General features: G+C 66.2%; 21 protein-coding genes. 10 read left to right on the top strand and 11 right to left on the bottom strand.

The window, feature by feature from the left end; all coding sequences use genetic code 11:
- Positions 1–133: 133 nt before the first annotated feature.
- Positions 134–1,750 (bottom strand): sigma-54-dependent Fis family transcriptional regulator, encoded by a 1,617-nt coding sequence (locus tag IEY60_RS14700; RefSeq protein WP_189028323.1) that lies wholly within the window; start codon positions 1,748–1,750, stop codon positions 134–136.
- A gap of 132 nt (positions 1,751–1,882) precedes the next feature.
- On the opposite strand from IEY60_RS14700, the gene IEY60_RS14695 reads away from it, so the two are divergent.
- On the top strand, positions 1,883–2,998 hold the full coding sequence (locus IEY60_RS14695; protein WP_189028321.1) for an NDMA-dependent alcohol dehydrogenase: 1,116 nt from the start codon (positions 1,883–1,885) through the stop codon (positions 2,996–2,998).
- Between the two features lie 16 nt (positions 2,999–3,014).
- The gene (locus tag IEY60_RS14690) at positions 3,015–4,523 is read left to right on the top strand and encodes an aldehyde dehydrogenase family protein (RefSeq protein ID WP_189028319.1); all 1,509 of its coding nucleotides are present in this window, start codon (positions 3,015–3,017) and stop codon (positions 4,521–4,523) included.
- Between the two features lie 81 nt (positions 4,524–4,604).
- On the opposite strand, the gene IEY60_RS14685 is transcribed toward IEY60_RS14690, so the two are convergent.
- Entirely contained in the window at positions 4,605–5,807 is a 1,203-nt protein-coding gene (locus IEY60_RS14685; protein WP_189028316.1) for a lipid-transfer protein, read from the bottom strand.
- A complete protein-coding gene (locus IEY60_RS14680) occupies positions 5,791–6,246 on the bottom strand; it encodes a Zn-ribbon domain-containing OB-fold protein (protein ID WP_444543798.1) in 456 nt (151 codons plus the stop codon). The genes IEY60_RS14685 and IEY60_RS14680 overlap by 17 nt, the downstream gene beginning before the upstream one ends.
- Before the next feature lie 130 nt (positions 6,247–6,376).
- On the opposite strand from IEY60_RS14680, the gene IEY60_RS14675 reads away from it, so the two are divergent.
- Positions 6,377–7,150 (top strand): GTP-binding protein, encoded by a 774-nt coding sequence (locus IEY60_RS14675; protein ID WP_189028314.1) that lies wholly within the window; start codon positions 6,377–6,379, stop codon positions 7,148–7,150.
- 89 nt (positions 7,151–7,239) lie between these two features.
- Here IEY60_RS14675 and IEY60_RS14670 read toward each other — a convergent pair whose 3' ends face one another.
- The 3 genes from IEY60_RS14670 to IEY60_RS14660 all read right to left on the bottom strand — a co-directional run bounded on the left by IEY60_RS14670 (position 7,240) and on the right by IEY60_RS14660 (position 9,998).
- Positions 7,240–7,719 (bottom strand): MaoC family dehydratase, encoded by a 480-nt coding sequence (locus IEY60_RS14670; RefSeq protein ID WP_189029383.1) that lies wholly within the window; start codon positions 7,717–7,719, stop codon positions 7,240–7,242.
- A gap of 184 nt (positions 7,720–7,903) precedes the next feature.
- Complete coding sequence (locus IEY60_RS14665) at positions 7,904–8,149, bottom strand: hypothetical protein (RefSeq protein ID WP_189028312.1); 246 nt, start codon at positions 8,147–8,149, stop codon at positions 7,904–7,906.
- A 313-nt stretch (positions 8,150–8,462) separates the two neighbouring features.
- Positions 8,463–9,998 (bottom strand): class I adenylate-forming enzyme family protein, encoded by a 1,536-nt coding sequence (locus IEY60_RS14660; RefSeq protein ID WP_189028310.1) that lies wholly within the window; start codon positions 9,996–9,998, stop codon positions 8,463–8,465.
- A gap of 353 nt (positions 9,999–10,351) precedes the next feature.
- Between IEY60_RS14660 and IEY60_RS14655 the strand changes: the two genes are divergently transcribed.
- Complete coding sequence (locus IEY60_RS14655) at positions 10,352–11,149, top strand: Zn-ribbon domain-containing OB-fold protein (protein WP_268241474.1); 798 nt, start codon at positions 10,352–10,354, stop codon at positions 11,147–11,149.
- Here the strand turns inward: IEY60_RS14655 and IEY60_RS14650 are convergent.
- Entirely contained in the window at positions 11,049–14,369 is a 3,321-nt protein-coding gene (locus IEY60_RS14650) for a protein kinase domain-containing protein (protein ID WP_189028306.1), read from the bottom strand. The two genes, IEY60_RS14655 and IEY60_RS14650, sit on opposite strands and share 101 nt — an antisense overlap.
- A gap of 130 nt (positions 14,370–14,499) precedes the next feature.
- Positions 14,500–14,652, bottom strand: a complete 153-nt coding sequence (locus IEY60_RS35755; protein ID WP_229739828.1) for a hypothetical protein — start codon at positions 14,650–14,652, stop codon at positions 14,500–14,502.
- A gap of 109 nt (positions 14,653–14,761) precedes the next feature.
- Between IEY60_RS35755 and IEY60_RS14635 the strand changes: the two genes are divergently transcribed.
- The 5 genes from IEY60_RS14635 to IEY60_RS36400 all read left to right on the top strand — a co-directional run bounded on the left by IEY60_RS14635 (position 14,762) and on the right by IEY60_RS36400 (position 17,967).
- The gene (locus tag IEY60_RS14635) at positions 14,762–15,922 is read left to right on the top strand and encodes a zinc-binding dehydrogenase (protein ID WP_189028303.1); all 1,161 of its coding nucleotides are present in this window, start codon (positions 14,762–14,764) and stop codon (positions 15,920–15,922) included.
- Between the two features lie 856 nt (positions 15,923–16,778).
- The gene (locus IEY60_RS14630) at positions 16,779–17,195 is read left to right on the top strand and encodes a hypothetical protein (RefSeq protein ID WP_189028301.1); all 417 of its coding nucleotides are present in this window, start codon (positions 16,779–16,781) and stop codon (positions 17,193–17,195) included.
- Between the two features lie 47 nt (positions 17,196–17,242).
- A complete protein-coding gene (locus tag IEY60_RS14625) occupies positions 17,243–17,512 on the top strand; it encodes a YncE family protein (protein WP_189028299.1) in 270 nt (89 codons plus the stop codon).
- Positions 17,513–17,663: 151 nt separating this feature from the next.
- Entirely contained in the window at positions 17,664–17,870 is a 207-nt protein-coding gene (locus IEY60_RS14620) for an Lsr2 dimerization domain-containing protein (protein WP_189028297.1), read from the top strand.
- Entirely contained in the window at positions 17,806–17,967 is a 162-nt protein-coding gene (locus IEY60_RS36400) for an Lsr2 family DNA-binding protein (protein WP_189029381.1), read from the top strand. The genes IEY60_RS14620 and IEY60_RS36400 overlap by 65 nt, the downstream gene beginning before the upstream one ends.
- Positions 17,968–18,761: 794 nt before the next feature.
- On the opposite strand, the gene mbp1 is transcribed toward IEY60_RS36400, so the two are convergent.
- A complete protein-coding gene (mbp1, locus tag IEY60_RS14610; protein WP_063005764.1) occupies positions 18,762–19,007 on the bottom strand; it encodes a microaggregate-binding protein 1 in 246 nt (81 codons plus the stop codon).
- A 636-nt stretch (positions 19,008–19,643) separates the two neighbouring features.
- Entirely contained in the window at positions 19,644–20,300 is a 657-nt protein-coding gene (locus IEY60_RS14605) for a nitroreductase family protein (RefSeq protein ID WP_189028295.1), read from the bottom strand.
- A 448-nt stretch (positions 20,301–20,748) separates the two neighbouring features.
- Here IEY60_RS14605 and IEY60_RS36225 point away from each other — a divergent pair, with 448 nt between their 5' ends.
- Positions 20,749–20,877 (top strand): hypothetical protein, encoded by a 129-nt coding sequence (locus IEY60_RS36225; RefSeq protein WP_268241473.1) that lies wholly within the window; start codon positions 20,749–20,751, stop codon positions 20,875–20,877.
- 402 nt (positions 20,878–21,279) lie between these two features.
- On the opposite strand, the gene IEY60_RS14600 is transcribed toward IEY60_RS36225, so the two are convergent.
- The gene (locus IEY60_RS14600; RefSeq protein ID WP_189029379.1) at positions 21,280–22,623 is read right to left on the bottom strand and encodes a flavin monoamine oxidase family protein; all 1,344 of its coding nucleotides are present in this window, start codon (positions 22,621–22,623) and stop codon (positions 21,280–21,282) included.
- Positions 22,624–22,632 lie beyond the last annotated feature (9 nt).

Here is a 22,632-nt window from a genome sequence, read left to right as displayed (position 1 = left end):
CTCGCAGAGTCGCCGACGTAGAACACCACGTGATCATCGCCGCAACTCATCGCTACCGCCAGATCATTTACGGTGACCGAAGTGACCAACCGGCGGCTCAGTCGATTGGCAGGATCCGACCGGACCCGTGCGGTCAGTAGACGGTGATGCGCAACGCGCGCATCTTCGCATAGAGCGTGGTTCGCGAAATGCCCAGGGCCTGAGCTGTTTTGACCTTGTTGCCTTCGAATGTGCGGAGGGTGTCGACGATGACGTCGCGTTCTGCGCGGTCGATGGGCATCAGTTGCCGGATCGGCTGCTGCGTGCGGTACGCCTCCGGTAAGTCGGTGAGAACGACCGCGCCGGTGCGCCGGTGCCGGATGACCTCGGTGACGACCGCGCGCAATTCGCGGAGGTTGCCCGGCCAGTTGTGCGCGGACAGCGCCGAGAGCGCGCCCGGCGTGAAGTACAGCGAGCTGTCCGCGCCCGCTTCGCGCAGCATCGCCGCGACCAGGGCCGGAATCTCGCCGCGGCGGTTGCTCAGCGGGCCGAGCTCGATACGGTCGGTGCATTCCGCGGCCAGCGCGGCGGCGCGGCCGGTGAGAGTTTCCACGGCTCCGGTGACCAGCACGACGCGCGGTACCTGGCGGTCGGCGACATGGGTGGCGACGAGATCGATCAGATCGTCGGGCAACAGATCGAGGCCGTCGATGCAGACGGTTCCCTGCCGGGCACGGACCAGCGCGGCGAAGTCGCGGGCGAACACGTCGCTGCCGTCGAGCAGGGCGTTGGCGGCGGTCAGGACGGTGACCGGTTGCTCGGTGGCGTGTTCGCGCGCGGTGCGCGAACGCCCGGAACCCGGTGGGCCCGCGACCAGTAGCGGATCGCCGGGCTCGAGTGTTCGACGGGAGTAGGCGATGCTCGCCCGTTCCAGCGGTTCGACGTTGAGCAAGGTTCCCCCGGCCGGGCCACCGACGCGGGTCGCTTCGACACGCACGGCCTGCCCCGACTCCAGCGTCAGGTCGAAGACCGAGCTGCGGCGCACATCCGGTGCCATCATCCGCAGCAACGCGAAGTCGGTGGCGCCGAGCAGATCGGCGGCGGCCTGGTTGGACATGAGCAGGTCACGCCCGATGGCCAGCACCGCGCGGCGGCGTGTGCCCGCGGCCTGGAACGCGGCGAGCAGTTCCTTGTCCGAGATGCGGGAACCGTCGAGCAGACGTTGCTCGATATCGGCGACCGCGCGGGCGACCAGCGGCGGCAGCAGTGGGCTGGCTTCCTGGACCACCGCCGACAGGTCGAGCACACCCTCGATGCGCCGGGTGGTGGGGTGAAAGATGGGGTGGCCGTAGCAGCTCATGCGCCGAAGCGGAACGGCGAAGTGCTCGTCGCCGTTGACGGCGATGCTGGTGCGCGTTTCCAGGGCCACACCCGGCGCGGTGGTGCCGACCGCCTCTTCCAGCAGGGAGGCGCCGACGTCGACGCCGAGATCGTCGAAAACCTTTCGGGCGCTGCGGTTTCCGCACCACTGGTGCGCGACGCGACCTTCCCGGTCGACGACGATCGTGGTGAAGTTGGTGCCCTCGAGTCGATGGTTGAGGTCGTCGAGCACGACCGCGGCCGCGGCCATGAGCGGACTGGCTTCGTCGATATCGACATAGCTGATCGAGTCCAGCGCCGAGCCCGGCTCGAGTCCGGCCATCGTCGCCCGATGCCAGGAAGCGGCGATCGGTTCCCGCTTGGCGACCAGTCCATTCCCCTCGGGTTGCATGCCTCAACCGTAGCAATGGTGACCGGGGTCACGATTGTCCAATTTCTGAACAGTCGCGGGAGCCGCGCGTTGCGAATGTGGTTCCCGTCACTCCAGACGGGGCGCATCAACGAGGATCAGGAGAAACCCGCCATGAAGACCAAGGCCGCGGTCGTCTACCAGCCCGGCAAGCCGATCGAGATCGAAGAGCTCGAACTCGACAAGCCTCGCGAGGGAGAGGTACTCATCCGGTACCTCTACGGCGGGCTGTGCCATTCCGATGTCCATATCGCCCACGGTGACCTCGAAGCGCGGCTGCCGATGGTGCTCGGTCACGAGGGCGCGGGCATCATCGAAGAGGTCGGGCCCGGCGTGACCCGGGTGGCCCCCGGCGATCACGTGGTGTGCTCGTTCATTCCGAACTGCGGTACCTGTCGATACTGCTCCAACGGTCAGCAGTCCATCTGCGATATGGGCGCCACGATCCTCGAGGGTTATCTGCCCGGTGGTCGCTTCCCGCTGCGGGGACCGGCCGGTGAGTACGGCGCGATGTGCATGCTCGGCACGTTCAGCCAGTACGGGGTGATCCACCAGAATTCCTGCGTCAAGGTCGACGACGACCTGCCGCTGGACAAGGCGGTGCTGGTGGGCTGCGGCGTGCCGAGCGGTTGGGGATCGGCGGTCAACACCGCCGAGGTCAAGCCCGGCGATGTCGTGGTCGTCTTCGGTATCGGCGGGCTCGGTATCAACGCGGTGCAGGGCGCGCGCTTCGCCGGCGCACGCTACGTCGTCGCGGTCGACCCGCTGCACAACAAGCGTGAACGAGCCCTCGAACTCGGCGCCACGCACGCTTTCGCCGACGCCGGTGACGCGCTGGCCACGATCAACGACCTGACCCGCGGCCAGGGCGCCGACGCCGCGATCCTGATCCCCGACCTGATGACCGCCGAGATCGTCCGCGCCGGCTTCGACGCCGTCGGCAAGGGCGGCAAGGTCGTGCTGACCGGGCTCAACAAGCTCGACGAGATCAACATCCAGCTCCCCGGTTCGATCATGACGCTGTTCCGGAAGGAACTGCGCGGCAGCCTCTTCGGCGACTGCAACCCGACCGTCGACATCCCCAAGATCCTCGGTCTCTACCAGAGCGGCGACCTGAAGCTCGACGAGCTCATCACCCGCACCTACACCCTCGACCAGGTCAATCAGGGCTACGACGACCTGCTCAACGGCCAGAACATCCGCGGCGTGCTCGTGCACGACCACTCCTGATTCGAAAGGCACAACGATGACCGAAGTACTCGAGCCCACCACCACCCCGGTGCTGCCGCAGGTCCGTGACTGGCTGTCGACGCCGAAGAAGCTGTTCATCGGTGGCCGCTGGGTCGACGCGGCCTCGGGCCGCACGTTCCAGACCCGCGACCCGGCCACCGGCCAGGTGCTGACCGAGGTCGCCCACGCCGAAGCCGTCGATGTCGACCGCGCCGTCCGCGCGGCGCGCGCTGCCTTCGACGGCGAATGGTCCCTGTGGACACCGGCCCAGCGCCAGCGCCTGCTGTTTCGCGCCGGCGAGGCGATCTACGCCCACGCCGAGGAACTCGCCCAGCTGGAATCGCTCGACAACGGCAAGTCCGCCGGCGTCGCCCAGGCCGTCGACATCACCTGGGTCGCCGAGCTTTTCGAGTACTACGCCGGCTGGGCCACCAAGATCGAAGGCCGCACCATCCCCGTGTCGGTGCCGTGGGCACCCGGCACCCAGTGGCACGCCTACACCCTGCGCGAGCCGATCGGCGTGTGCGGGGCGATCGTGCCGTGGAACTTCCCGCTGCTGATGGCCGCGTTCAAGATTCCCGTCGCCCTGGCGACCGGCAACACCGTCGTCCTCAAGCCCGCCGAGGACACCCCGCTCACCGCCCTGCGCCTGGCCGAGATCCTGGCCGAGGTCGGTCTGCCCGACGGCGTGCTCAACATCGTCACCGGTTACGGCGACGCCGGTGCCGCGCTGGCCGCCCACGACGATGTCGACAAGATCGCCTTCACCGGCTCCACCGAGGTGGGCAAGCTCATCGTCGACGCCGCCAAGGGCAACCTCAAGAAGGTCAGCCTCGAGCTCGGCGGCAAGAGCCCGCAGGTCGTCTTCGCCGACGCCGACCTGGACCTGGCGATCCCCGGCACCGCGTCAGGTTTTCTGTTCAACCAGGGCCAGACCTGCACCAGCGGCACCCGGCTGTTGGTGGAGGACAAGATCTTCGACGAGTTCACCCAGGGTGTCGCCGAGGTCGCCGCGGCCAGCAGGATCGGCTCGGGACTCGACCCGGCCACCGACGTCGGCCCGCTGGTGTCGCAGACCCAGCTCGACCGGGTCCTCGGCTACGTCGATGCCGGGTTGCGCGCGGGTGCGCGGGCACTGACCGGCGGGCGCCGCCATGGCGAGAGCGGCTACTTCGTCGAACCGACGGTGTTCGTCGATGTCGAGTCCTCGTTCAGCGTGTACCGCGAGGAGATCTTCGGTCCGGTCGTGGTGGCGACGCCGTTCAACGCCGAGGAGGGCGTGGCCGCGGCGGCCAACGACACGCCCTACGGACTGGCCGCCTCGGTGTGGACCACGGATGTGTCCAAGGCCCATCGCACCGCACGTCAGATCAAGGCGGGCACGGTGTGGATCAACGCGCACAACGCTTTCGACGCCGCGCTGCCTTTCGGCGGTTACAAGCAGTCCGGCTGGGGCCGCGAGCTGGGGGCAGCGGCGATCGAGGCCTACACCGAGCAGAAGTCGATCAACACGTTCCTCGCCTGACGCCGCGCTCCGGCACCGAAGGCCTCGATCGGTGCCGGAGCCGTCCCCCTGACACGCTTCGCCCCACGGAGCGAACCGGGTTCAGCGGGTGGCGATGATTGCCGAGCCGTGGCCGAAGAGGCCTTGGTTCACCGCGATGCCCGCGCGCGCGTCGTCGACCTGGCGGCCCTCGGCCTGCCCGCGCAACTGCCAGGTCAGCTCGCAGACCTGGGCGATCGCCTGCGCGGGGATCGCCTCACCGAAACAGGCCAGCCCGCCACTGGGGTTCACCGGCACCTGTCCACCCAATGTCGTCGCGCCGCTGCGCAACAGCTTCTCCGCGCCGCCCTTCTCGCAGAGCCCGATGTCCTCGTACCAGTCCAGCTCCAGTGCGGTGGACAGGTCATACACCTCGGCGAAGGACAGGTCGGCGGGCCCGAGCCCGGCCTCTTCGTAGGCGGCGTACGCGACGGCGGAACGGAATTCGCGCGGCGGAACCTCGACGGCCACGGCCGAGTCGGTCGCGAAGTCCGGCAGATCGAGCACCGTTTTCGGGAACGTCGGCGTGACCGTCGACAGCGCCCGGATGCGGACCGGATCGGTGATGCCGTGACGCCTCGCATACTCCATCGAGGTCAGCACGAGAGCCGCACCGCCGTCGCTGGTGGCGCAGATGTCGAGCAGTCGCAGCGGGTCCGAGACGATCGCCGAGGCGGCGACCTCCTCGGCCGAAACCTCCTTGCGATAGCGGGCATACGGGTTGTTCAGGCCGTGCCGGGCATTCTTCACCTTGACCGCGGCGAAATCGTCGAGCGTGGCGCCGTGCAATGCCATGCGCCGACGGGCATACAGCGCGAAATAGATGGGGTTCGTCGCGCCGAGCAGGTGGAAACGCAACCAGTCCGGATCGTCGCGGCGTTCGCCGCCGACGGGCTGGAAGAAGCCCTTCGGGGTGGTATCGGCGCCGACCACCAGCGCCACGTCACACAACCCGGCCAGAATCTGGGCGCGCGCGTTGGCGATGGCCTGGGCACCGGAGGCGCAGGCGGCGTAGCTGCTCGAGATCCGCGCCCCCGTCCAGCCCAGTGCCTGGGCGAAGGTCGCGCCCGAGACGAATCCGGGATATCCGTTGCGGATCGTGTCGGCGCCGGCGATGTAGCCGACGTCGCGGTGGTCCACCCCGGCATCGGCCAGTGCCGCACGGGCCGCGACCAGCCCGTATTCGACGAAATTGCGCCCCCACTTGCCCCACTGGTGCATGCCGGCACCGAGGACTGCGATATCGCGATCACTGGTCTCGGTCATCGACCGGCCTCCACATCCACACCGTGTGTTCCGCTTCCTCGTCCTCGTACAGCACGCCGAGGGTCAGTTCGACCGGCATGCCGACCGCCAGGTCGTCCACCGTCAGGCCTCGGACCACCTGCCCGAGAATCACCATCTGCTCGACCTCGAGCTCCACGGCCGCAACGACATACGGCTCGAACGGATCGGGCGAGACATAGGGCGGGGGCGGCTTGTAGCGGGCGTCCGCGTACGACCAGATCCGGCCGCGGGTGGAAAACAGGTAGTCGACGAGTTCGGAGCCGTCCTTGGGACCAGCGCACTGCGGGTTCCGGCAGGCCAGCGCGTTGCGCGGGAAATACGGTGTGCCGCAGGTAGTACAGCGACTTCCCTGCAGACGCACCGTGCCGTCGTCCGCGGTGAACCAGTCGGCCACGGCAGGGCGTTGTTCTTTCTGCACGAGCCCGACGGTATAGGAACACGTTCTACTTTGGGGTGGGAATCCGCTTCACGGGTACCGGGGCGGGGGTACGGTGAGACCGGATTGAGGATGCGCTGACATCCTCGAGTCGAGCTGGAGTACCACCACGATGGGCACCGAAGTCATTGAACCGCAGTCGATCCGCAACGTCACGATCGTCGGGGACCCCGAGGAGACGGCACGGGTTGTCCACCGGCTGACCCGCCGTTTCGCCGAGACCGGGTCCGACGCGGCGGCCACTGTGCGGTGGACAACAGACCGCGTCGACCACACGATTCGTCTCACCGAGCTGTCGAGCCACGCTCCCATCGCGACGCTGGAGCGGTCCATCCGGGTAGCCGACGGGGTGGTCGCGGTCATGAACGCCGCGGCGCGGCGCGCCCCCCGACTCGAGACGATACTGCGGGTTGCCGACGACCATCAGGTCGCACGTCTGTGTCTGGTGACCGGACTCGATCATCCCGCCGCGGACTTCGACCGATGTGTTCGCACGATCGCCGATACGCACGGGGCGGTGCCGTTGACGGTGCAGATCCCGCACGGCATCGGTACCAGGTTCGAAGGCGTCGTCGATCTGGTCCCGATGGGGGCCCTTGAACCGATGGGTGTCGAATTCTATGGCGGCTATTGGACAGTCGCCGAGCGGTGGTATCGCAGCCTCGTGACCACGGTGATGGAACAGGACGGCGACCTCGGCCCGCGAGAGATCGCACCCGAACAGTTGTATGACCGTGTCCGCTGCCTCACCCACGTCGGCGACGCCGCGCCGGTCCTGTGCGATCCGGCCCCGTGGAGTGATATCGGCCCGTTCCTGGACGCCATCATCCGATATCTGCCGTCTCCCCTGCATGTCTGTCAACCGGAACACGCCCTCGACTATTGACGAAGGCCGACCGCGTCCGACCTCGACGCATCAGGTGGGGCTGGTCTGCGACGCCGAGGTTCGTAGCGAACCGATCGTGTGGCGCCTGGTCAGATCTGCTGCAAGTACCGATAGACCGGCTCGGCGATGCACGCCGGCTTTGCCGCACCGCTGATCTCGACGACCGCGGCGATAGTCACCTGAACTCCGCCACGGACCGGCTCGACCGACTGCAGGGTGGCACTGAGGCGGACCTTCGCACCGATCGGAACCGGACTCGGAAAGCGAACCTTGTTGAGGCCGTAGTTCACCCCCACCACCGCATCGGTGACAGCGAGAATCTGCGGCCAGAGATAGGGCAGCAACGACAACGTGAGATAGCCATGCGCGACAGGCCCACCGAAGGGGCTCTCCCGGGCGGCGCGCTCGGGATCGACATGGATCCACTGGTGGTCGTCGGTCGCATCGGCGAAGGTGTCGACCCGCGATTGGGTGACCTCGAGCCACTCGCTGGTGCCGAGGTGTCGTCCCACGAAGGACTCGAGCCCCGCGATGGAGGTGGTAGTCGGCAGCTCATACGACTCGGTCATGACAGCCTCTCGGGAACGACGATGGCACGCTCGAGCACCTTTCCCGGTACGCCCCTTGGGCAGTGCCTCGACGAACGCGACGAAAAATTGGTGATTCTCATGCCGACAATCGTCGGGCTTGGACAGTCGCGGGCCAATATCGGCGGCGACAACCAATCGTCCCGATTGGTGTTCCGCAGCATATTCATCCGCGAATCCGAGCGCGACTACCGTCGGTCGGCAGGTACAACCGCTTGTAGCACTGACGGCGCAACGTCGCGACGGTCGAATTGGTGAGCATGCGTGCGGCCGGTGAGCCGAGCAAGCGAATCAGTCGCCGGTGGAACTCTTCGGAGGTGAGGCCGAACTGCACGAAAGCCTCGGCATCGTTGCCTCCGTAGGGCGCCCACACGCCGGCGAACTCCAGAATGCCGATCTCGACAGGACTCACCGTCCAACCGTCGACGGATTCAGGTGCCGGCGGTGACATACGGTTCGAGGAACCGCGCACAGCTCGTCTAGCTCCCCGTGGCATCGGCAACCTCCCCTGCATCGCCGAGACGCTGACCTCCGTCGATGACGAAGGTCTCGCCTGTCACCCCGGTCGCCGCGCCGGAAGCGAGTCGTTTCACCTCAACCCACCGTCATTTTCCGCTGCACGGCACTGTGTTTCGAAGCTGCGAGGATGTCGCGTAGAACCACCGATACTCCTGAGATCAATTGCATTGTCGGGTGGGCGATCGCGCCCGTGGGTAGAACGCCGGCTAGCGCAGCGGGGCACCCCACTGGACGTGACGGCGCAGGTCGTTCTCGAGGATCTTCCCCCCGGCATCGCGAGGCAACGGCTCGGTGACGACAGCGGCGAATTGCGGAATTTTGTAGTCCGCGAGATGAATTCGGCAGTGCTCGAGCAAGACGTCGAGATCGATCGTCGCGCCGTCCGAGTAGAGGACAGCGCCGACCTTCTCGCCCAGCACCTCGTCGGGGACCCCGAGAACAGCGGCATCGGCAACGCCAGGAGCCGACAGCAAGACCGCCGCTACCTCGGCACTGGAGACGTTCTCGCCGCCTCGGTTGATGACGTCGTTGCTCCGGTCGATGATGTAGACGCGTCCGGAGTCGTCGATACGCACGACGTCGCCGGTGCGGAGCCAGCCGCCGACGATGGTCTCGGCGGTGGTCTGTGGGCGGTACCAGTAGCCCGCGGTGACATTGGCGCCACGGACCACCAGCTCACCGACGTTCGGGACATCGCCGAGCGGCACGATCCCGATGTCCACCGACGGCACCGCGTACCCGACAGAATCCGCGTGCTCGACCGCTTCCCGGTCGGGCAGCACGGTGATCAAGGACGCCGTTTCGGTAATCCCGTAGCCATTGCCTACCGTCGCCCGCGGAAACGCTGCGAGCAGTTCACGGACCAGCGACGGCGCGATCGGGGCACCGCCATAGCCGATCATGCGCACGCTGGACACATCGGCGCCGGAAAAGCTCGGATGCCGCAACAGCAGCGAGTACACCGCCGGTACCGCCACCACGAAGGAGATCCGTTCCGCCGCGAACGCGTCGATCAGCGCCGGGAGATCGAGGGTAGGCAGGATCACCGCGGTTCCGCCGACGTAGGCCGCAACGAGAAGTTGCAAATTGCACGCCGTGACATGGAACAACGGCACCGTGATCAGAGTGCGGAGATCCGACCCGACATCGCGAGGCAGTCCGAAGCTCCGGACAATGTTCTCGGCGTTGGTGACGAACGCCCCGTGGGTAGTCGGCACGCCTTTCGGGCGACCGGTGGTGCCCGAGGTATAGAAAAACGCAGCCATGTCGGCGGCGCCGAGCCCCTCCACGATGTACGGATCACCGTCGGGCAGAGGAGTATCCGCCGCCAGGTCGACTTTCACATCGGCATCGCCGAGCACGAATTCCACATCGGGTTGCGTCGAGCGTGTATTCACCGCCACCGCGATGCCGCCGGCCATCACCGTGCCCCAGAAGGCCAGGACCCAGGTCGCACCCGCCGGATAGCGCAGGGCTACTCGGTCCCCGCGCCGCACTCCCCCGGCGCGCAGGCCACCGGCGACCCGTGCTGCCCGCTCCCAGAGCTGCGTGTAGGTCAGCCGGTCGCCACCGATTTCGACGACAGCCTCGGAGTCCGGCCGTGACTCGACATGCGTGCGCAAAACGTCGAGCAGCGTCTCGGGAACCGCGGCGTATCGCGGTGTTCCCAGACAGTCGCGAGACACGCCCGACTGCGGGAAGGGGTTGCGCGAGCGCGTGATCTCGACGACCGCGGTTGTCATTCGACGACCGCCGGTCGGCCGAACGGATTGTGGGTGCGCATGCTGGCTTTCTGCTCCTCTTCGACACCGTGGGAGGCTCTCACGTACGTCTTCGAATTTTCGATCTCGAATCCATTTCGAGTTTAAGAGGCGATTTGTGGCGCTGTCAACGACCCGACCGCGAGTCGGCGGCTGAGCGCGCCGCCGATCGCCTTCAGCGCGGCAGCCTCATAACAGCCGGGCTCGAAGCTCGGCCGGCGCTACGAACGGCCTCGAGATAGGTATGGATATGGGTAGATCGACCGTCGTCTCAGCACGACCGCGGGGAGAGGCTTGTCGGGACTCGCGGCACAGAACATCCTCGAGAGGTCGACATGTACGGAGGACACACACAGCGAACGAGCCCCGGCTGTGGAGATCACGGCGACACCGTGCTGTGGATCCGTCGGTGCCGAGAGTGTCGCGCGCTGTTCGCGCCACAGACTTCTGTGTGTCCGACGTGTCCGTCAGCGGCATTGGCATGGATACCGTCATCCGGGCTCGGCTCGATAGTCTCGTGGAGGTTGGAGCATCACAGCGCGGGCGATGCTCCTGCCGAGGTGATGCCGCGAACGATCGCCATCGTGGAGTTGGACGACGGCCCGTGGATTTTCACGACGATCGACGGCGATGTTCCCCCGCCGGCGCGAGGGTCCGTCCGTGTCCGATTTCTGCCGCATGTCCAGGTGGACGGATTCCCCGTGTTCGCGGTGTGCCACGTATCGGCGGAATCGACCGAGCGTGGGCGGCGGGCGGCGCGGTGCGCAAACGCACCCACAGAGCTGTCGCCGCCACTACCGGCTGAGCGTCGCTTCGATTCGGTGTGGATCCGGGCAGCACTCGCGCAGTGCGACCTCATCGCACGCGCTGACGGCATCGATTCCCCATCGCGAGCCGCGATCGCCTTCGCCATTCGGTGGGCGCCGTTCGGCGGCGCTGGTGCACGCGAGTTGCTGGTGGCATTCGGCGTCACCCGCAGGCGATTTCTTCAGAAGGTGGAGGCCGCGCTGCGCCCGCGGCCGACCGACACTGTCACGGTTCGCGGCCTGAAACGGCAGCTGCAGGTTTCCCTGGCTCAGGCGTGGCATTCTGCGATGCCGCTATCCATGCCGCAATCTGTGCCCTGGAGGTGAAGCCCAACTTGGTCAGCAGGTGCTCCACATGCCCCTGGGCGGTACGTGGCGAGATGACCAGGCGAGTGGCGATTTCCCGGTTGGTGAGCCCTTCGGCAACCAGGAAAGCGACTTCCCGCTCCCGCTTGGTCACCTTGCGGCCGACGGGATCGTTCGAAGCGGGCGACTTGTGCTCGCGTAAGGCATAGGCGATCGCGGCATCGAAACTCAACGCGGCGCCCTCCCGTCGAGCGGCGGAATAGGTCTTTTCAGTCATCACCTGTCGGGTGAAGCGCTCGTACTCTTCATGATGGACAGCCAGATCCGGAATCGACACGGGTCCGGTGCCCACGGACCGGCCGATCTGCTCCGCGGCCGCGGTCAACACGACTGCGCGCTCGGCATCGCGTTGCTCGGCAGCTATCCACGCCAGAATCTGCAGGCACGCGCTCGAGTTCGTGCGGTCGTTGAGTGTGCGGCTGACCTGCAATGACTCCACGAGGACCTTGGTCGCGCGCGCCGGGTTCCCCTGCCGCCACAGCGCCGCCGCCAGCGCGCACAGCAGGTACGAGCGGTAGATCGTTTCTCCTTTCTCGTCCGCGAGTGCGAGCGCGTGCTCGTAACACTCGATCGCCCGGTCGATGTCATCACACAGCTGGTAGGTGAGCCCGAGGTTGGTCTCGGCGTCGATCTGAAAGAGCACGTCGCCGCGCTGGGCATACACCTCGATCGCCTTCTCGAAGTAGCGTCGGGCCGACCCGGCGTTCCCGCTGTACAGAGCAAGGACACCGTCGGCGAAGTCGATGTGTGCTCGCGTCAACAGGTCCGTCGTCTGTTCGGCGAGCGTTCGCTCTTCGCGGACCACGACAGCCGCTGCCGGAAGGTCGCCCTGCACCGCGGCCATCAGGCAGGCGCTATACCTCGCAGCAGCTTCGTCGACGGTGAGTGGTCCGGTGCGGTGTGCCACGAGGCGGTCCAGCCAGCGACGGCCCTCACTGAGGGCACCCTGGCAAAACCAGAACGGCCAGACAGCCGCGGCGATCCGGAGGCCGACCGCTGGGCTGTCGGAAACGCAGAATTCCAGCGCTTGCCGCAGGTTCGATTGGTCCCGATGCAACCTGGTGATCCACTCGAGCGCTCGAGCACCAGCCCAGCCGGCATACGCGTCCTGTGCCTTGCGTTCGTACCAGTCGCGGTGACGGCGGCACAGCTCGAGGTAGTCACCGGTCATGCGCGCCTTCTCGCGACCGTACTCACGCACAGTGCCCAGCATTCGGAACTGTACCGAGGCGGCGGATTCTTCTCGGACCAGGATCGACTTGTCGACCAGGGAGGCCAGCGTATCCAGGAGATCCCCGGCGTCGGGGCCGTCGCCGCAGACGAATCGCGCGGCGTCGAAGTCGAAACCGCCGGCGAACACCGACAGCTGAGCCCACACCTGTTGCTCGGCGGGAGTGCACAGATCGTGGCTCCAGTCGATGCACATCCGCAACGTCTGTTGCCGCGGCGGGGCGCTCCTGGTGCCGCGGCTCAGTAGTGCGAACCGATCGGTCAGCCGCTGCAGAATCTGATCGGGCGACATCGCCCGCAATCGTGCCGCTGCCAGCTCGATCGGGAGCGGCAAGCCGTCGAGCTGTCGGCAGATCTGCGCGATGGTGATCACGTTGTCGTCGGTGATCTCGAATCCCGCGACGGTCGCGCCTGCCCGGTCGGCGAACAACTTCACGGCGTCGTGCTGCGACAAACTCCTCGGTAGCCGATCGGGATCGGGGACAGCGAGCGGACGAATCGGCAACAGCAACTCCCCATCGACACCGATCGGCTCACGACTCGTCGCCAGAATCCGCAATCCGGAACAGGCACGGAGGAGAGACCCTGCGAGCTCAGCGACCGCGGACACCACTTGCTCGCAATTGTCCAGAACGATAAGGAGCTCCCGATCGGACAGGAATTCCACCAGCATCTCGCGCAGCGGTCGCACCGATCGGTCCGGCAATCCCAGTGCGCCGGCCACGATCCCGACCACGAGCGACTCGTCACGCACCTCGCCCAGCTCCACGAATGCCACACCGTCGGCGAACCGGGCCTTCGCGCCCGCGGCGACCCGCACCGCCAGTCGTGTCTTGCCTACCCCGCCGGTGCCGGTCAATGTCACCAACCGCGAGCTCGACAGGGCGTTCGTCGCTTCGGTCAGCGCGGTACGCCGATCGACGAAACTGGTCAATTCCGCGGGAACCGTACCGCGACGATCGCCACCCGCCGAGGACTTCGAGGGGCTACCTCCGTGAAGTACGGCTGGGAAGGGCTCCTTGGATTCGAGCGAACCGGAATCATCGGCCTGCGGCGTATGCATCACCATCTCGTCGACGGGATACCCATGGAGGCGCTGCGACGCTTGGAGTTGCGCACCCAGCTCTGCGGCGGACGGGCGGGCACCGGCGTCAGCGCCCATCGCGCGTTCGACGACCGCGCCGACATCCTCGGGTATGTCGAAGTCACGCAGATCCGGAATCGGCTCGGACGTGATCCTGACGAACTGCGCTACCACCTGTTCGCTGCTGCGGCGTTCGAAAGCGGCATGCCCGGTGATCGCGGCGAACAATGTCGCTCCCAGGCCGTACACGTCCGCGGCGGGACCCGGTGGCTCGCCGGCAATCACCTCCGGCGCGGTGAAAGCCGGTGTCCCGGTCACGACGCCTGTTGCGGTGTGGAACCCACCCGCGAAGTGAGCTATCCCGAAATCCGCCAATGCCGGCTCGCCGTACACGGTGAACAGGATGTTGGCGGGTTTGACGTCACGATGGACAACCCCGAAGCGATGCGCCGTCTCGAGCGCACCCGCCATCTTCACGCCGAGCCGCAGCGCTTCCTGCAGGTCGAGCGGACCGCTGTCGCGGATACGAGCGTCGAGGGAGCCCCGGGCGTAGTACGGCATGACCAAGAACGGCCTGCCCTGTCCGGTGATGTCGGCGTGCAGGACACTCACGATATGGGGATGCCCGATCAACCTGCCCGCAGCGCGTTGCTCGCGGAAGAACCGCGCTCGATTGTCCTCATCGAGATCGGCGATCAGCACCTTCACCGCCACCACCCGATCGAGTGACGGCTGCGCGCATCGAAAGACGGTGCCGAATCCGCCCCGGCCGATCTCCACCGCATCGTCGAACCCGGCCGCGGCCAGCTCCGCCACGACCGAACCGGATGTGTCGCGTTGCGTCGCGTTCGGATCGCCACCGGTCATCGACTACACCGCTACGTCCGACCCCAACGATGGCACGGGCACCATTACTCACCTCTCGACGATCAACCCAAGGATATCCCGCACGACCGACCACTCGGCACCTGCTGACCAGGGTCTCGATGCCGGCCGGTCACCCGCGCAGGCGCAGGACCGCGAGCACTCTGCGGTGATGGGTGTCGGAGGGTGGCAGGTCGAGTTCGGTGAAGATGTTGCCGATGTCCGGGTACGCCCGGCGCAGTTCGATCGCGGCCGGCAATCCCTCGTCGGTGAACGTGGGCGGCATCCGCACGTCCACCAGCTACGATGACGATCGAGACCGGCGACTCGACACATGCCGAGGGAGGCGCACGGGCGCCCCCGGTGATGACCCAGCACTCGCCTAGGAGGCACTCATGCGTGCGACGGTGGTCAGCAAAGGTGAATTTCGCGTCGAGGATCTGCCGACGCCGGAACCCGGGCCGGGCCAGGTGCTCATCTCCGTGACGCGCTGCGGCATCTGCGGTTCGGACCTACACGCTCGCGTGCACTGCGACGAACTCGCCGACCTGGCCGCCGCCACCGGCTACAGCGGCTTCATGCGTTCGGACCAGCGGATCGTTCTCGGGCACGAATTCACCGGCGAGATCGCCGAGTACGGGGCGCACACCCACCGTCGCTGGAAGCCGGGCACACCGGTCGTGGCGATGCCCATCCTGCGCAGAGATCGCGAACCGGAGCTCACCGGGCTGTCCGCCCACGCCCCCGGCGGGTACGCCGAACAGGTGCTGACGCAGGAGTCGGTGACTTTCGAGGTACCCAACGGACTCTCCCCCGAGCACGCCGCACTCACCGAGCCGATGGCGGTGGGCTGGCATGCCGTGCGCAAGAGCCGGATCACCAAGCGACGGACGGCGTTCGTCATCGGGTGCGGGCCCATCGGGCTGGCCGTCATCACCATGCTGAAAGCCGCGGGCGTGCGCACCGTGGTCGCCGGCGACTTCTCCCCGCGCCGCCGGGAACTGGCCAGCATCTGCGGCGCCGACGTCGTGGTCGACCCGACCACCGAATCCGCCTGGGAAGCGGCGCCGAAGCCGCCACGCGTCACCGGCGCCGCGGACATGCTGAACCTGGCCTTCGACGTCATGGAACGCGTGCGCCGCATCCCGAAAGTCCCATGGTGGTATCTGTTTCGCGCGGCGCACACCCTCGACCGCGGCCCGGCAGGCCCCGTCGTCTTCGAATGCGTCGGCGTACCCGGCATCATCGACCAGATCCTTACCGCCGCACCACCGTCGACCCGCGTCGTGGTCGTGGGGGTGTGCATGCAGCAGGACGCATTCCACCCCGCCAACGCCATCAACAAAGAGATCGAGCTGCGTTTCGTCCTCGGCTACGACCCCGGCGAATTCCGCGACACCCTCCACATGATCGCCGACGGCACAGTCGATCCCAGCCCGCTGATCACCGGCACGGTCGGGCTCGACGGCGTCGAAGCGGCCTTCGCCGCCCTGGGATCCCCTGACCACCACGCCAAGATCCTGATCGATCCGCGCAGCGACAGAGTTGCGCCCTGAGGCACGCGAATTCCCCGGCCTGGGTTTCACTCGCGGTGGGGAAGTCGTGGTTCCGCGTCGATCGCCTCCGGGCGAGTTCCGAGCAAAACCCTCTCCGAGCCAGGTCAGAGAGGGTTTTCACGGTCGGGCCGACAGGATTTGAACCTGCGAGCACCTGGCGCGGGTTCCAGTTGTCCAGAACCTCCCCATCAGTGCCCAATAGTACTCAGCACCAGGCTTTTTCACGAAACGACCGTTCTCAATGATTCCCATGGATTCGCGTTGATTCCGGTCAAAAGTGTGGGGTTTCTGTGGGGCGCTTTCCGAGCCCGCACCCATGGCGTGGCATGGACTCGTCGATGTTCAGGCGTGCGCTGGGGCCGCCCAGATCGGTCTTCACCCAGCCCGGCGCTATGAGCAGCAACGTGCGCGGGTCGTCGCCGTGCCGCGCGGCGAAGCTGAGCATCAGCTGGTTCAGGGCCGGCTTGCTGGCCCGGTGCTACATGGTCGGGAAGACCACCACGGAAGATCTGGCGGGGCGGCCGGCGAGGGGCTCGAGCCGAACGGACTCTTCGAGGTACTCGTGCTGCGGCGGTTCGCCGACCCCACTCTGCCGGTACCACCCCGAATCACGGACCCGCGGGAGGCTTTCGGGGACCGGCCTTCCGATCGCCAGCGGTGACATCTCGACGATTGCGCCCCGGCAGCTGCGTCGCCCGCTCGGATCGGGGTATTCCACGGAGTGAAGGGCGGTGACGCCGGGTCGCTGCGCACCGTGGCATCACGATCGTCGGTCCGCTCATCGGCTCGACTCGCACGCGGCCGGCGGGCGGGCGGCACCACACGTATACCGGTGTAACCGGATTCGGAGACTGTCATGATTGTTTTCCTCGGCCTTGTCCTGCTTATCGCCGCGGTGGTGATCGGCACTGCGGGCGTGCTGAGCAACAGCGAACCCGCCCACACGCTCAGCGACGACTTCAGCCTGCTCGGCTACCACATCACCGCAACCTCGGGCACGTTGTTCCTGTGGGCAATCGTGCTCGGAGCCCTCGGCATGCTCGGCCTGGTCCTGCTCACCGCCGGCGCGCACCGTTCGTCGCAGCGCCTGCGTCAGACCAAGGCCGATCTTCGGCTCGCCCGTCGCACCGGCACGAGCGGGCAGACCTTCCGTCCTTCGGCCGAACGGAAGGAGAAGGGGACCGTGCTCGCGAAGACACCGCGCAGTGCGAGCGCACGCCGCACCTGGCGACATCCCTTCGGTGACCGCTCCGCCGACACCGTGACGCACTGACCGGACCGCACGGAATCGTCATCGACACCCACCGATACATTGCCTATGTGGCCAACCGCGAGACCGGTAGCGTCCACGCGATCGACATCCGTTCCCGGACACTGACAGCCACCGTGAAGGTCGGTCGCGACGCGGCACACCGTGCACTCGATACCGCGGCGAACACGGTATACGTCGCGAATCGAGAAGACCACACCATCTCGATGATCGACACCACGTCGAACACGGTCGTCGCAACGGTTGTTGTCGGCGGCAAGCCGCAAGGCACTGCCGTTGATCCATGCACACAGAATGTGTATGTGACCGACTCGGAATGAGGGACGGTCATCGTACTCGCGGGGCGTCGGTAACTGCGTTGCCCCCGAGCCGTGTGTTGGGGATGGGAGTCCAGTTGGCCCGATTGGGATGCTCCGTGCTTGCTACGACGATCGGTAGACGCCCTCTGTACTCGAACGAAAATGGATCCCTATGGCACGCAAAGTCATTGTCAGCCTTGTTGATGACTTAGACGGCACCTCCGAGGCCGACGAGACCGTCACCTTCGGAATCGAGTTGCGCGACACGTTCGACCAGTGGCCCCCTACGACCGCCGAATCAGCCGCGCCAAGACATCCACCGGCCGACTCGCCGCGAATCTCCTGCGAGCGCACCGATTCGGCGCAACGATCTTGCTGACATTCGTGCATGGGCCAGCAAGAACGGTCACACAGTGTCGACCCGCGGACTGATCTCGACCGAAGTTGTCGCCGCCTACGAGGCTGCGTCTGCGTAGAGCAGAAGGTGCGCCGGCACGAAGCTGGGTGATGTTCACCGTGATACCGACGTCCCCACCTGCGGAGACCCCCGTCAGCGACACCAGTCCCGACCATCCGCCAACGGCGAGCAGCCCTGCGGTGGTTTTCCTGCGGTTCGGGTGACGCGACCGGGCCGGGTGCTACCGGCGCGTCGACGGAGGTTCTGAACGCTGCGGACCACTTCGACCCACCCACTGTCGATGTCGCCTTCTAGCTCTTTTTCGGCCACCCGGACCAGCCCCGGCTGACGCGACCTCCCGAATTCGCAACGCCGCCGCAGACACCCTCTCCACATCCACACCCGCAATGGCCTCGTGCGCACGCACGACCGCTAGCTACGTCTGTGCAGCGGCCAGCAACCGCTGATCACTCTCGGCGCCTACGCGCTATAAATCCTCAAGTAGCACAGCACACGGGCGCCCGAATTGAGTTGGTGCTCTGGCGATTCCATACTCGGCAAACCAACATAGCTCGAAACCAGATCCTTCAGTTTCCGGTAGGCATCGGCCACCGCTTGACTAGCGGTATCGGACACCCCGCCACTGCGCCTACCGCGACCGCCGCAGCCACGACTCCAGGCACCGACCCCAGACTCGCCACACCCATGACCGGCGCAGCTCTGACAACCTGACCCCGAATGAGGCTGCTAGCGTTGACTATTCGGGAGGATAAAGGCCCCGCCACTACTACTCTCGGCAGGACACGCATACAACACTTGGGAGGGGCTCGGACGAATTCGTCCGAGCCCCTCCCACCGTGTCAGCAGCCCCAATCAGCGGTCGCGCTGATGCGCTGCTTGGCGCGCCTCATCGATGTCGGCTTCAGCGCGTGCTTTCTCCGCAGCGGCTTCCTTGCTGGCAGCCTCGCGCTGGGACTCGGCCTTGTCCTGCTGGGCCCGACCCTCTTCTTTGAGGTTGTCGTCGCCGGTAAGCGCACCAGCGGCTTCTTTGGCCTTGCCTTTGACGTCTTCGACGACGCCTTCGACGCCTTCGCGAACTCCGTTACCATGCTCGGGCATAGTTTGACCTCTCGTCGCAAGGATGAACTGTCGTTTCCGGCATACCCCGACTCCTCCGAACCAACCAAGGTCGAATTCGGCCGCACGCTTCGCGTGATGGGCGCCGTCGGCCGTTACCCCGCGGTCGCGCCTTCTCAATGTCCGGTCATGCGCGCGGGCAGTCACTGCGTATCCGGGGAGCGCTGCCACGAGCCCCGCACTACCTCAGGACCACCACGGCCGCTGAGCCCAGCCTCGACCTCCAAGGAAGCTGGTGTAGGCGTGGACGCGCACGAGCACGGCGTCGCAGAGATCGAGGGGGCATGGACCGATCGAGCCTGCGGGTGCCGAGCCTGGCTCGGGCCCCGCTACCAAAGCCAACAGCGTCGAGGTCAACGCCACCGAAGTAGCTGACTGCGGCCCGGTACGGTGACGACCTCTCTCCCATCCTCAGCGTCGGCTTCGGTCACCGGACTCTGCGATCAACCTAAAGGCATGCTCTCGGCGGAGATCGATTCGAAGGATTCGGCAACACCATCGAGTACACAGCCGAACAGTGTCAGATCAGCGGACCGAGACCGCAAGGATTCGCCCGCAGCTTCATCTACGCCGGCGGTCGAGAAGCTCTACTTGGCAGCACGTTCACTCGGCTCAGCATTACCATTTGTTGACGTGCAATACTGTGTCGAGCGGGGCGCGTTTGGCAAGCTTGAAATCGGTGCCCTTCGTGTAGGCAACAGGCAAGAGCACGCCCTGCCGAATACTCGGCGGAACTCCCAGCGCCTCGGCGACCTCTCGTTCGTACTCCAGATGCAGCGAGGTCCACGCAGACCCGAGACCGCGCTCACGCAGTGCGAGCGCGAAGCTCCAGGCGGCGGGGAGCAGCGAACCCCACAGACCGGCCTGGTTCCCCTCCGGCATCTGCCCACCCGGAACGTGGATCGCACCGATCACCAGCACCGGTACTTGCTCCATCACCTCCGCCAGATAGGTCGCACTCGAAGCCACCTTCTCCGCGGTATCGGCGTCCTTCGGCGGCTTCGCCTGCCGCGCGGCCGCACCCGCCGCAGCGTAGGCGGTGTAGGACTTGCGGTAGTACTCCGCCACGATCTTCTTGGGCTCGGGATCGGTCAGCACGATCCAATGCCAGCCTTGCAGGTTACTGCCCGACGGCGCCTGGAGCGCCACCTCCAATGCGTCGGTGACCACCTCCAGCGGCACTGGCCGATCCAGGTCGAGACGTTTGCGCACCGACCGGGTCGTGGTCAGCACCTCGTCAGCGGACAGGTCGAGATGCGGGAACTCGACAGTCATACGTTCTCCCAATCTTGCGCTCGGTATCAGGATCGCCCCGTCATGTAGTCGACGGTGCGCATATCAAAGTATGCGAAGATCCCTTCACGGGCATCGCCCTCCCCCAGCACGTCTCGCTGGTCTGCGATGCCGCATGATCGCAGGAGGTGAGGACGCGTCGGCATGCCCAAGTGACGCAGATGACCGCCTAAACTGCGCCTAACGGGCAGCTCGAGATCTGGGGAGACATGCAACAACCCCGCGACATCGACATCGCCTTACTGAACGCGATGCTTGCCGGGTTTGCGCTCGAGTATCCCGTCGACGGCGCGTGCCTCACCACCGCCCCACGGGTAACGAAAGCTCTCACTGCGCAGGATCTCCCAGCTCAAACCGTTCGAATCGCAGATGGCTGGACGAGGCCCGCACGATACTGGCGTTCCTACACCTCGCCACGCGCTGCCACGGCATGATCCTGGACGGAACCGCACGACAGTTCAACCTTGACCTGCCCTCTGCTTGGATCGCCACCGAACAGGACTACCTCCAACACCTCGCTGCCGCCGCCCGGCTCGAACACGCCACCATCCTCAAGTGACTGACACCGTGCACGACAAGCCACGGACCCTAATCCGTCACCGCTCACATCCCAACCTATCCCGACAATCCCGGTTGTTTCCTCCCGACTCGTGTCGATCCCGTGTCGGACGTCAAGGCTGAACGCGAACTCCGTCGTCGCTGATCCGCCTAGCACCAACATCTTTCGCGACGGCGCCGTGCTCGACAGTTCTCATTGTTCAGCATTGATTCCGGTCGGAACTGTGGGGCTTCTGTGGGGCGGCGGAGATTCCGACCGCGGGTCGACCTACACGGCGATCCGGTTCGCCGACAACGGGATCGCGCAGCCCATGGGGTCGGTCGGTTACAGCTACGACAACCCTCTCATGGAGAGCTTCTTCTCCATCCTGAAGACCGAGTTGGTGGATCGAAACAGCCACCACTACCGCGAGCGACCGAGACTCGCCAGTACCGCCAGCGCCGATCGCTCACCTGAGGTAGCGGCGTCGGCCAGCGACGGCACATCGAGCTGGTAGTCGCCGGCGAGGTAGATGTTGCCGAGCGGGTCGCGCAATGTGGGGAGCGTCTTGCGCCGGCCTGGCGCCCAGAACGGCACGACTCGACGGTGCCTGCGCAGGATGGGCTCCCCCAGTTTGCCTTCCAGTTCGGGTAGCACGCTGAGCAGGTCGTTCCTGAAGCGCGATACGATCTCCTCGTCGGGCAGGTCGAGCAACGCGTCGGCCTTGCCGCCACCGGCGAAACAGGCCAGGGCGCCGCCCGGCTTGCGGTCGTCGCCGGTACGCAGCGCGGCGGCGTGGTTGAACACCGCCTGGAACGACAGCTGCGGCGCGGAGATGGCGAAGTAGTTGTCCCACCGCTGCGGTCCGACCTCGTCGGTGAAGAAGCCGACCACCACGTAACGACCGTAGGTGATGTCGTTGAACGCGTTCCGGTACTGCTGCGGCAGGTCCGGAATGATCCGTTCGGTGATATCGGCGGGCGCGGTGACGATCGCGCGCTTGGCCCGCAACTGCTTGGGCTGGTCGCCGTCGAGATAGTCGACGACCACGCCGTCACCGTCGCGGCGCACCGATTGCACCACCGAGTTCAGGCGGATGCGAGCGCCGAGATCCTCGGTCAGCACGTCGGTCAGCGTCTGGTTGCCGCCTACGGGCAGGGAGAAGTTCGGCACCTTCGCCGGGTCGGTCAGCGCGATGCCGACCGAGTAGACGAACTGGGCGGCGGCCGTCTCGTCCGGATCACAGCCCATCCACTGCGCCGACCACGACCGGACGATCGTGGCGGCCAGTTCCGAGCGGACGCCGTTGAGCAGATACGAGGCCAGCTTGGACTCGAGCCTGGCGCGCGCCCGCTGCGCGAAACGGCTCTGCGACTCGAGGAACGGCGTGGCCGCGAGAACGCGCGCACCGACGATGGCCAGGCCCAGCCGATCCATCATGGACATGCGCGTGCGAAACATGAGCGCGAAAGGATTCGAGGTGTCGACCGTCGAACCGTTCAAGTGCAGCGCGATACTCCTGCCCTCGAGCGAGCCCATTTCGATGCCGTGTCGGTCGAGGGCCTCGATCAGCGTGCCGGTGCCCTCGGTGAACTGGGTGCCGACATTGATCCAGTAGTCGCCCTGCCGGACGGTGTCGACGCGTCCGCCCGTGCGGTCGGTGGATTCGAGGACCACGACCTCGGCTTGGGGCGCGAGGGTGGTCGCCGCCGTCAAGCCCGCCATTCCGGCGCCTATGACGACGACCTCGGTGGTTTCTTCCTGCATAGTCACGTG

The sequence above is a fragment of the Nocardia rhizosphaerihabitans genome, assembly GCF_014646295.1.
Taxonomy (GTDB): domain Bacteria; phylum Actinomycetota; class Actinomycetes; order Mycobacteriales; family Mycobacteriaceae; genus Nocardia; species Nocardia rhizosphaerihabitans.
The sequence above is the reverse complement of the archived record's forward strand: the minus strand, read 5'-3'. Positions and strand labels throughout refer to the sequence as shown.

Bases quoted from the DNA above. Each gene is read 5' to 3' on its own strand.
- IEY60_RS14700 (WP_189028323.1), bottom strand. From the start codon at position 1,750: ATGCAACCCGAGGGGAATGGACTGGTCGCCAAGCGGGAACCGATCGCC.
- IEY60_RS14695 (WP_189028321.1), top strand. From the start codon at position 1,883: ATGAAGACCAAGGCCGCGGTCGTCTACCAGCCCGGCAAGCCGATCGAG.
- IEY60_RS14690 (WP_189028319.1), top strand. From the start codon at position 3,015: ATGACCGAAGTACTCGAGCCCACCACCACCCCGGTGCTGCCGCAGGTC.
- IEY60_RS14685 (WP_189028316.1), bottom strand. From the start codon at position 5,807: ATGACCGAGACCAGTGATCGCGATATCGCAGTCCTCGGTGCCGGCATG.
- IEY60_RS14675 (WP_189028314.1), top strand. From the start codon at position 6,377: ATGGGCACCGAAGTCATTGAACCGCAGTCGATCCGCAACGTCACGATC.
- IEY60_RS14670 (WP_189029383.1), bottom strand. From the start codon at position 7,719: ATGACCGAGTCGTATGAGCTGCCGACTACCACCTCCATCGCGGGGCTC.
- IEY60_RS14660 (WP_189028310.1), bottom strand. From the start codon at position 9,998: ATGACAACCGCGGTCGTCGAGATCACGCGCTCGCGCAACCCCTTCCCG.
- IEY60_RS14655 (WP_268241474.1), top strand. From the start codon at position 10,352: ATGTACGGAGGACACACACAGCGAACGAGCCCCGGCTGTGGAGATCAC.
- IEY60_RS14650 (WP_189028306.1), bottom strand. From the start codon at position 14,369: ATGACCGGTGGCGATCCGAACGCGACGCAACGCGACACATCCGGTTCG.
- IEY60_RS35755 (WP_229739828.1), bottom strand. From the start codon at position 14,652: ATGCCGCCCACGTTCACCGACGAGGGATTGCCGGCCGCGATCGAACTG.
- IEY60_RS14635 (WP_189028303.1), top strand. From the start codon at position 14,762: ATGCGTGCGACGGTGGTCAGCAAAGGTGAATTTCGCGTCGAGGATCTG.
- IEY60_RS14630 (WP_189028301.1), top strand. From the start codon at position 16,779: ATGATTGTTTTCCTCGGCCTTGTCCTGCTTATCGCCGCGGTGGTGATC.
- IEY60_RS14620 (WP_189028297.1), top strand. From the start codon at position 17,664: ATGGCACGCAAAGTCATTGTCAGCCTTGTTGATGACTTAGACGGCACC.
- mbp1 (WP_063005764.1), bottom strand. From the start codon at position 19,007: ATGCCCGAGCATGGTAACGGAGTTCGCGAAGGCGTCGAAGGCGTCGTC.
- IEY60_RS14605 (WP_189028295.1), bottom strand. From the start codon at position 20,300: ATGACTGTCGAGTTCCCGCATCTCGACCTGTCCGCTGACGAGGTGCTG.
- IEY60_RS36225 (WP_268241473.1), top strand. From the start codon at position 20,749: ATGATCCTGGACGGAACCGCACGACAGTTCAACCTTGACCTGCCCTCT.
- IEY60_RS14600 (WP_189029379.1), bottom strand. From the start codon at position 22,623: ATGCAGGAAGAAACCACCGAGGTCGTCGTCATAGGCGCCGGAATGGCG.